The following is an 8,069-nucleotide window of genomic DNA, read 5'->3' as shown; positions in this document are numbered from 1 at the left end:
TTCAAGAACAGTTCGGCCCATCAGCCCAAAACAACGAAGGAGAAACGCAGGAACTTGACCCCGACCAACAACACGAACGATACCTAAAGGCGGGTCAATTCTCGGTGGAAACGCCGGGTCAGCTCTCAGTGGAAATCAACACTCTCCGGTTTCCGGGTGGATCAGCGTCCCGGACTTTCTGGCCTCGGCGAACTCCTCCACAGACAGCTCGTGCTCCGTGTCGTCGTCATCGACGAGCATAGCGTGGGACTCAAGGATTGCGAGCCTCGAAGACGTGAGCAGATTGACGGCCGCCAGGACTTCCATGTCGATGGTCTTCCGCCCTGCCGCCTCGGAAAGCGTGGTGAAAGTCAGAAATCGAAGCTGATCCACCGGCTTCGATGCGACGAAGTCGATGATGTCGAGGCATACCAATCCGACTGGGAACTCGCCCCAGCGCGTCCGGTATTCCTCCCTGATTTCATCAAGCTTCACGTCATGCTCCGATGACTAGCTGCCGAGGTGATGCGCGATCCTGGATCTGACGTAGTCGTAGTCCTCATGCCCCATGCATTTACGAATTACAACGCGATCAAGTACCGGGTTGGTCGAGCCGGCTGCCCTCGAACTGCTGTTTACACTCAGCTCCGGCTCTGAGTTCAATTTCTTTCCGATGACCCGGTGCCAAAGGATGCTGAGCTTGAAGGGTTCGATCGGCGTGTCTAGTGCCGCCTTCCCGCCTTTGTGGTAGGTTTCGTTCCGAAGGTCCAGCTTCCGCCTCCTCATCTTCTCGTGCTTCAGCGATGCCGTCGTCGTCCCGAAGCCGAGTTCAACGACCGTTCCCTCGGTGCTGTCGTTGTACATCTTGTCGATCAATGGAAACACGTTGATCGGCTCCGGCATCGCGACGCCGGTCAGTTTGGTGAACTGCGTGAGGGCCATTTTTCTCGCGGCAACGGCAATATCCGAAAGCGTGCCCTCCGGGAAGTCGATCCGGACATCCAGCGTGTCTCCGTTCGTGGGTATCCATATGACGTCGAAGGCATGAAAGCGGATCGTCTTGACGCCGATGATCTCCTCGTAGTCATCAAATGTAGCATCGCCTGCGTCGGATAGGGCAGCCACGTCGATGTGCTCACGGATGGTGGTCACTCTCGCCGAGGAGAAAACCAGACCGACGCCGTCTTCGTTCTCCTCGACCGAGGTGAGCACGAGACCCGCGGGAGCGGCCTTGAGCTTCGCCTCCGATAGCGTGGCTGGATAGCGTTCTGAGAACACCGTCTCCAACGGCTCGATCGAAGCGAGCTTTTTCCGGATGGCCGCGAGGTCCGCTGGATCCAACTTTTAGAAGCTGACGAGCTTCTCACCGCAGAGCTGATGAGACTTGAGGGCGTCGATCAGTTCGTCGATCTTTTCCTCGCTCGTCTTGGGGTTCTCGCTGACCTTTTTAAGGGTGTTGTTCCATCCCTTCCCACGCGCGATTCCGATGTCCGCGAATATCCGGCGACCTACCGGCCATGGCGCCCGTTCGCGAAGACTCTGCAACACATCCGAGACCGGCACGTCCATTCTGAAAGCTCCAAGAATTCGTGACTGCGAGACTATCCGTGAATCCTGTGAAGTCCAGATTATTAAGCGGTTACCCACATGAAGACGGTGGGACGTGACCGATGCCAAGCGGGAAGCATCGACAGCGCGCGTGCCTACGTGCCGGAGATGTAAATATCAAAATCCATCCGCAGCCTTCCAACGCTGTCTACCTGGATAGCGCCATGGGACCAGAAGTCTCTCAGAACCTCGGCATGGGGATGCCGGTATCGGTTGTCGGTCGGCTCCGAGCAGATGATGCTAGCCACCGGGCAGAGCCTCTCCGCAACACCTGCGTGCCAACTGCTTTTGGCGCCATGATGCATCACCTGCAGGATTCCCATCTTCGTCATTCTCGTCGACGAGCCGTAGAATTTGATCATCGCGTTCAGGCGATCGGGAGTGTCGAGCAGACCATCGCCTGGACTGAGCTGAGCAAAGCGCTCCCACACGCCAGGCTCGATCCGAGGATCCCACCCATACGCGTCGGCACGCAATGAATGGTCGAGCGGGCCCGAGTACAGGAACAGGGAGATCTGGTTGCGCCTGAAGGAAGTCTTCCCGAATGTCCTGTCGTAGAGAGACCGCAGTTTCTTCAGGGCAACTGCAGGCGACCCCCGGCTTGGGTTCACCAGCCTTCGTATCCAGGGTTCGGCTGCGGAGAGGAACGCGGCATCCGCACGCCCCCTGAGATCGGCGTCGTTGTAGGGGACGAATTCCCAGAACGGCAGAACCAGCCTCCCGCCTTTGGCCAGATAGCGGACGCGGGGATCATCGAAGGTCTTGGCGGCAGAAGCCGGTCTCTCGCTGTCGGGCGGCGCGCCATAATTGACCTTGAGTTCGCGCGGGCGATCGTCGTCAGGAACTGGGGTGAACGGCAGGTCCGGATCGCCCTCCCCTTCGTCCTCGCGCCCGGAAGCAGGCACGAATATCACCTGCCCTATCTCCTGACCGGGGATCGCGAGCAGATAGCCAGCGGGATTCACGAAGAAGCGGAAGAGTGGGTCATCGGTCGCGACGCCTTCCTGTGCTGCAATCACAAGCCTCTGCCAGAGAGGTATGTACGGCAGCAGAACCATGCGGATGGGATGCCGGGAAACGAACCTCTCGAACCCGCTTACGTGATCCCGATCGAAGTGGGACAGAACTGCGAAGTCTATCGCTCCCGCCCCCGAAGCCGTGTGCTCCTGACCGAAATGAAGCAGCGAACCCAGCAGATGGCGATCGGATGAGGCCGTGCCGCAGTCAAACACCCAACTCACGACGTGATCGTCGTACTTGAGCCGCCCGGATGAAAACAGGCCCTGTCCGACTGGCCACCAGTCAAGCTCGAGATGCACATTCATACCTGAGCAGCCATCGCCTGATCGTTGCCATCGCCGGACGTCGGAACCCAGATCTCCGACTCCTCATCACCGTAAGCTTCCGCATTCCTATCAAAAACACACGCCCCTACCCAAGCACATACAACGGCGTCCAATATGTCCTCGAACGCCTTCATTTCGTAACCTCGCGCGTCAGTCGAAGGTAACGTCAGCGTCATCGAGACCCCCTGCTCCTGCGGAAACAACGAAATTCGCCAACCTTCCTGGCAATCCGCATCCAATTTAGAAGAGGTCATCGAAATCAGGACGCTCAGGCAAATCTTCCTCGTCTTCGTCAGCCTCACTACCTCCATAGTCAGCACCGTAGTCCTCTATGGCAAAATCCGGCATGTCATCATCATCGTCAGGCTCGTCGAAAACGCGCGGCCGAGCGCTCCATTCGATAATACTGGCCTTTTGTTCATGCAGTATGCGCATCGCGAGAGGTAGGCTCCCATCAATCCAGGCCGCATCCCCTTTCTCAAGATGAATTAACTCGAGGGAAAGCGGCCATGCGCTGCCAGCCAAGGGGTTGTCTGCGACAACCTCGCGAAGCTTCGACCAAAGGCGACGGTCGGTTGTCATTCGCTTGGCGTGCATATGAGCCAGCCACGCAAGAACAAGCGATCCGCTGTTCGATAGCATAAGATCCGAGGTCGTCCTCGGCACTTTCGCGCCAAGTTCCTTGATGAGCCAAAGTGCCCATATCGCCTCCGAGTCGCGACCCAGGGAGGCGTTTTGAGTGACGGTAAGTGTCGCAACCTCATTCCACAAACCGACGTCAACCTGTTTCGGATAAATGCGGTGTCTCCAGGCAACCACGCGAGCCACGTAATCGGTCGTGTGTGGAAACTGGACAGCGCACTGCGCAAGAAAGTGTTGAAGGAGATCCCAATCGCGCGACCATAACCTGCGCTCGTCAATCACTCGGATGGCGTGACGTATGAGACCGTCGTCATTGGTGGTAGTCGCCCGCTCGATCATGCTGGTAAGCACTCCCAGAGCTTCGTTCGGATTGGAGCCAGGTTCGAGAGACGCTATGATTTCCTTGTCGAATTCGAAGGGCCAGTCATCGGCGAACACCTCCCGCATCGAAACTATCTTCGTCTTGCCTTCGTTGATGTCCAGTTCGAATTCGCGAAGGGATGCCCGGAGATTCTGCAGGTGCTTCTCGCATTCTTCGTATGTGTTGCCCGCTATCCAGTAGTCATCGACATGTCGGACATATGTTGGTCGAGCCCTTCCTGACCTCCGGACGAAGGCTCTGTCCACCGCTGCCATCAAAAGTTCCGATGCAACCTTGGAAGTGTCGGGGCCCACCGCGATACCGACCGTCTGCCGCGACTGGGAATTCCGGAGGATGAAGTCCAATCGGTTTCCGAAAACCGCGGAGGATTGCGGGCTTGAATCCGTTTTAGCCTCGCGTTTTCCGTTGATGGCCCAGGGAAAGCTATGCGTGTAGATCGACGGGAAGAAGCGCGCAACATCTGTTATCAAGCAGTACTTGAACCTCGAGAAGGCTCGCAGCCTGATACGCGGCAACTCCGAATGCGGTGTAATCCGGACGTGCCGGTTGCCAGCGATTTGGAATATTGGCTTCGATACGGAGCCGGACGATGCTTCGACCTGCGGGAGCAGCGACGGCCAATGCTTCTCGTAAAACAAGCCGGCATCACGGATAAACGCGGGGTGTGGAACCCCAAAAATCCGGCGCTGTCCTCCTCGCTTGCTTGCGTTGTAGGTCGCCGCTTCGCCTACTACCTTCGCGACTACGCCATAGGCGCCACCTATTGGGGCGAGATGAGCCCAGAGATTTCGTGTAGTGAAGACAGGCGGAAGGTTCTCCGGAAGAAGGCCTTTTGTCGCGAACAGTTCTGCGCTGGGTTGGACTGCGGCCATGCTTCCTAGTTAATCCTTCTATTCCGGGTCAGATGTCCGAGCCAGCGTGATGGCGAAATTTGAGCTACGTTGTCATCCAGGTCGCCTCAACGTTTTCCTCAAGGCGAGGCTTGTGAACGGGGGCGTTCAATATGATCGGCATCGGCATGATCGAATCCGCCCCGACGATCAATGCCTCACCGTCTCGTAGATTTGGCAGGAAGGCCGCAGTTGAAAGGTCAAGGACGCCACTTGCGTTGATGACCACCAATTGGTCTCGCTCGTTGATCAGACGATGCACGACAAACATTCCGATCTGCGACAGCACATCTTCCGGGATATCGCGAGGCCGCTGTGTGGCCAGGAGGCATGTCAGGCCATACTTCCTGCCCTCCTTGGCGATCAATCCAAATGCATCGAGCAGGACCTTGTTGTTGTCATCGCCGATGCTCTTGTTGAGGAACTGATGGGCTTCGTCGATGGCTACAACAAGTGGCGTTTTCTGGAAATCCCCTTGGCGCGCGCGCCCCAGAAGATACCGTCCGATCGCGTTCACCACCAGTTCGCGCGTGTGCTGCTCGAAAGCCAAGTACCGCATGGAAACCCTCAGTACGCGCAAGTCCGGGTCAGCGACAAATTCCCCGATCACCTTCGTAAGATCGGTCATGTATTCGGGCGGCGCGAATATAGGAGCCATCGGCTGCGATTTCTGGAAAGTGGTGATCCGCATGCAGAGAGTGATGCAACTGTCGTAGGAGTTCGGGTGCCTCGCGCCCCAGTGGTGTTTCTGCCCATTGGGATCTGTCGGATAGACGCACTCCTCCAGGACCTGCTCGACAAGATCCTTGAACTCGAAGAATGCCGAAGGCGCATGCAGCGCCTCATCGTTCACCACGATCGCATGATTGATCGGCTTTTTCGCTTTGCCCGCCTTGATGAGAACTGTCGTGTCTGCATCCACGAGCGTCGGGTCGAGCTGTATCAGCTTGAGGCTCTGGATGGCGTCGCGGAGCTTGGGAACCTGAACGCCAGGACTGGGCTGCAAGAACGCGAAGAGATCCATCTCCGTCAGGTGAAAGTAGGGGAATGATACAAAGTGCCGCTTGTCAGCGACTCCGTCACGGGTGCCGCCAAGATGGACGTGTCTGACTGGGCCTCGGAGGGTATGGTACTCACCCGTAGGGTCGAGAAGGACTATCTTCCCACCTCTCTCCGCCACCTGCTCGACCAGACGTGCTGTCGACCAGCTCTTGCCGCCCCCGGTCGTTCCGAGTACCGCGCAGTGGCGCCCGAAGATCGAAGAGGGGGGCAGGGAGACACGCGTTTCCGGCGCTCCGCTCAGATGTCCGAGCTCTATTAGCCCGCCCTTGCTGCCATTCGTTGAAACGATCGCGTGTCGGACGAAGTCCGGATGGGCAAGATATACGTAATCCCCTACCCTCGGAACTTCTCCAATCCCTCGACTTGATCGGTTGGAATTGAGATCTACCGACCCCAGGAGCTTGATCATGCCGATTGGATTCGGAATTTCGTCGCCTTCATTGCGCTCCGGCTCGACCGACAGACGATCGCGGTCTGGGAGTTGAATTTCAGTTATGCGACCAAGGATCGCACAACCATAGGATTCAATAACGACAAACTCCCCCACCTGCCCTCTCGCAACGCGGTGCCCTGCATATTGCGATGGCGTGACCTCGGTGGCGAACGGAAAGTTGACCCGCACTCCGAGCGGGCTCACGCGCGAAACCGAACCTAGATAGCGCGATCGCTCGAAAGGATAGCTAGGGGGCAATTCAGCCATGCTTCTGCCCCAAGCTGCGCATCCGCTCCGTATGCCTCTCAAGTTCGGTCTCGGCAATCACGTCCGGCACCAGCGGCACGACACCCTCGAAAGTGCCCGCGATCAGAGCGAGTCTGGCGTCGCCATTTTCGATCAACGTGCCGATCGCGTTCAAGTAACTGTTGCCATCGTTTTCGCTTGCCTTTTCGATGTCCGGATTGATTACCACCAAGTTGAGAGACAAGTTCGCCTTGATGGCACCTAATATCGGTTCGGAAATATGCTTGTCGTTAAAACCGAATCCAATGACCACAAGGGTGGTGTTCGGAGTGCGAAGCGACGCTTGGAGAGTCCCCATCATCTCAATGTACGGCTGGCTGAACGCGAGTTCGTATTTGGTTGACCGTGGGTAGATCAGGAGTGGCTTCCGTGTCCCTGGTTTTTTGGCAATCTGCCCCGTGCGAGGACTCAATTCCCAATCGATCGAACCGTGGATCTTGTAGAGATGGAAGAGGTTCTCGATGAAATCGGACTTCTCTTCCCCCGCTGAGCGGCGCACGACATCGTAGGAGAACTGGGCAGAGTCGAAATGAGCGTCACTTCCAAAAGCGAAACCATCGACGACGATGAAGCCAGACCGTTTGGCGGCGGCCTCGAAGCAGAGATCATAGTTGGTTGTAAAGAGCTTCGTCCTCGCACGTCTAGACGAACGCCTCGCCACCCTGCGTAGGAAGGCCTCGTGGATAGGAACGCCCACGGCATCTTCCATGAAATCGACTTCATCCCGGATGATGCCCTCGGCGATCGTGAGCAGTTTCCGAATAGTATTAGCATTGTCCTCCGGTAGGAACTCCGCTGCCATCGTGGCACGGGACATGAGGTACTCGAGATCAGTCGTATCCTCGGGCACGTTCGCCGACGACACAAATTTTGTCCATCGCGGCCCACCCTCGAGTTCCTCAATCATGTCATCGGCTTCGAATCTGCCCCTAATTTTGGCGAGCAGATCTCCCATGGTCGGGGCCGCCCGCTTGCCATCCTTCATGACGGAGAGCGACGTGCCCAGACCCGTAAGTATGACAAGGTTCTGGGCACGGACCGCAGACGAAAGGACTCGGCGGATGTCGGTCGATGCCGGATCGGGCGCATCGTCTACAGGATCGAGGACCCCCATCCACTTGCCTGATCCCTGCGAACTCTTGATTTTCAATGCCGACTCCCCCGTTCTGGAGAAGTCTTGCCACGTGTTCCGTCGATTGCAACCGGGTTTGAGATCACACTTGAAGTTTCACGACGTCGCCATGCTTTCGCAGCCCAATCAGATCCGTCACGGCTACGGCGACAGTAACGACTGGCTCCCTCTTATTGATGTTTCTGATCGCTGTTGCGCACGATAGCCGATGAACGTCCGGCCAAAAGACGATCAGCCGGCGCCCCTATGTCGACAAACCTCAGAAGTCGATGTTATCGTCAGTGATCTC

The 8,069-nt window shown here is 57.1% G+C and carries 8 protein-coding genes; all 8 read right to left on the bottom strand.

What is annotated here, in order from left to right; genetic code table 11:
• Nucleotides 1-135: 135 nt before the first annotated feature.
• On the bottom strand, nucleotides 136-474 hold the full coding sequence (locus DYZ14_RS21515) for a hypothetical protein (protein WP_232365630.1): 339 nt from the start codon (nucleotides 472-474) through the stop codon (nucleotides 136-138).
• Nucleotides 475-489: 15 nt separating this feature from the next.
• Complete coding sequence (locus tag DYZ14_RS21510; RefSeq protein WP_232365629.1) at nucleotides 490-1,320, bottom strand: hypothetical protein; 831 nt, start codon at nucleotides 1,318-1,320, stop codon at nucleotides 490-492.
• Between the two features lie 3 nt (nucleotides 1,321-1,323).
• On the bottom strand, nucleotides 1,324-1,548 hold the full coding sequence (locus DYZ14_RS24480; RefSeq protein WP_232365628.1) for a hypothetical protein: 225 nt from the start codon (nucleotides 1,546-1,548) through the stop codon (nucleotides 1,324-1,326).
• 134 nt (nucleotides 1,549-1,682) lie between these two features.
• Entirely contained in the window at nucleotides 1,683-2,912 is a 1,230-nt protein-coding gene (locus tag DYZ14_RS21505; RefSeq protein WP_154722599.1) for a hydrolase, read from the bottom strand.
• Nucleotides 2,909-3,109: a hypothetical protein gene (locus DYZ14_RS24180; protein WP_195950074.1), complete on the bottom strand. Its 201-nt coding sequence runs from the start codon at nucleotides 3,107-3,109 to the stop codon at nucleotides 2,909-2,911. The genes DYZ14_RS21505 and DYZ14_RS24180 overlap by 4 nt, the downstream gene beginning before the upstream one ends.
• A gap of 64 nt (nucleotides 3,110-3,173) precedes the next feature.
• A complete protein-coding gene (locus DYZ14_RS21495) occupies nucleotides 3,174-4,829 on the bottom strand; it encodes an RNA-directed DNA polymerase (RefSeq protein WP_154722597.1) in 1,656 nt (551 codons plus the stop codon).
• A gap of 64 nt (nucleotides 4,830-4,893) precedes the next feature.
• Complete coding sequence (locus tag DYZ14_RS21490) at nucleotides 4,894-6,609, bottom strand: ATP-binding protein (RefSeq protein WP_154722596.1); 1,716 nt, start codon at nucleotides 6,607-6,609, stop codon at nucleotides 4,894-4,896.
• A complete protein-coding gene (locus DYZ14_RS21485) occupies nucleotides 6,602-7,798 on the bottom strand; it encodes an SIR2 family protein (RefSeq protein WP_154722595.1) in 1,197 nt (398 codons plus the stop codon). The genes DYZ14_RS21490 and DYZ14_RS21485 overlap by 8 nt, the downstream gene beginning before the upstream one ends.
• Nucleotides 7,799-8,069: the final 271 nt, after the last annotated feature.

Source organism: Ciceribacter sp. T2.26MG-112.2 (genome assembly GCF_900492205.1).
Lineage (GTDB): Bacteria > Pseudomonadota > Alphaproteobacteria > Rhizobiales > Rhizobiaceae > Allorhizobium > Allorhizobium naphthalenivorans_A.
This window is presented reverse-complemented; position numbering and strand designations above follow the sequence as displayed.

Bases quoted from the DNA above. Each gene is read 5' to 3' on its own strand.
- DYZ14_RS24480 (WP_232365628.1), bottom strand. From the start codon at position 1,548: ATGGACGTGCCGGTCTCGGATGTGTTGCAGAGTCTTCGCGAACGGGCG.
- DYZ14_RS21505 (WP_154722599.1), bottom strand. From the start codon at position 2,912: ATGAATGTGCATCTCGAGCTTGACTGGTGGCCAGTCGGACAGGGCCTG.
- DYZ14_RS24180 (WP_195950074.1), bottom strand. From the start codon at position 3,109: ATGACGCTGACGTTACCTTCGACTGACGCGCGAGGTTACGAAATGAAG.
- DYZ14_RS21495 (WP_154722597.1), bottom strand. From the start codon at position 4,829: ATGGCCGCAGTCCAACCCAGCGCAGAACTGTTCGCGACAAAAGGCCTT.
- DYZ14_RS21490 (WP_154722596.1), bottom strand. From the start codon at position 6,609: ATGGCTGAATTGCCCCCTAGCTATCCTTTCGAGCGATCGCGCTATCTA.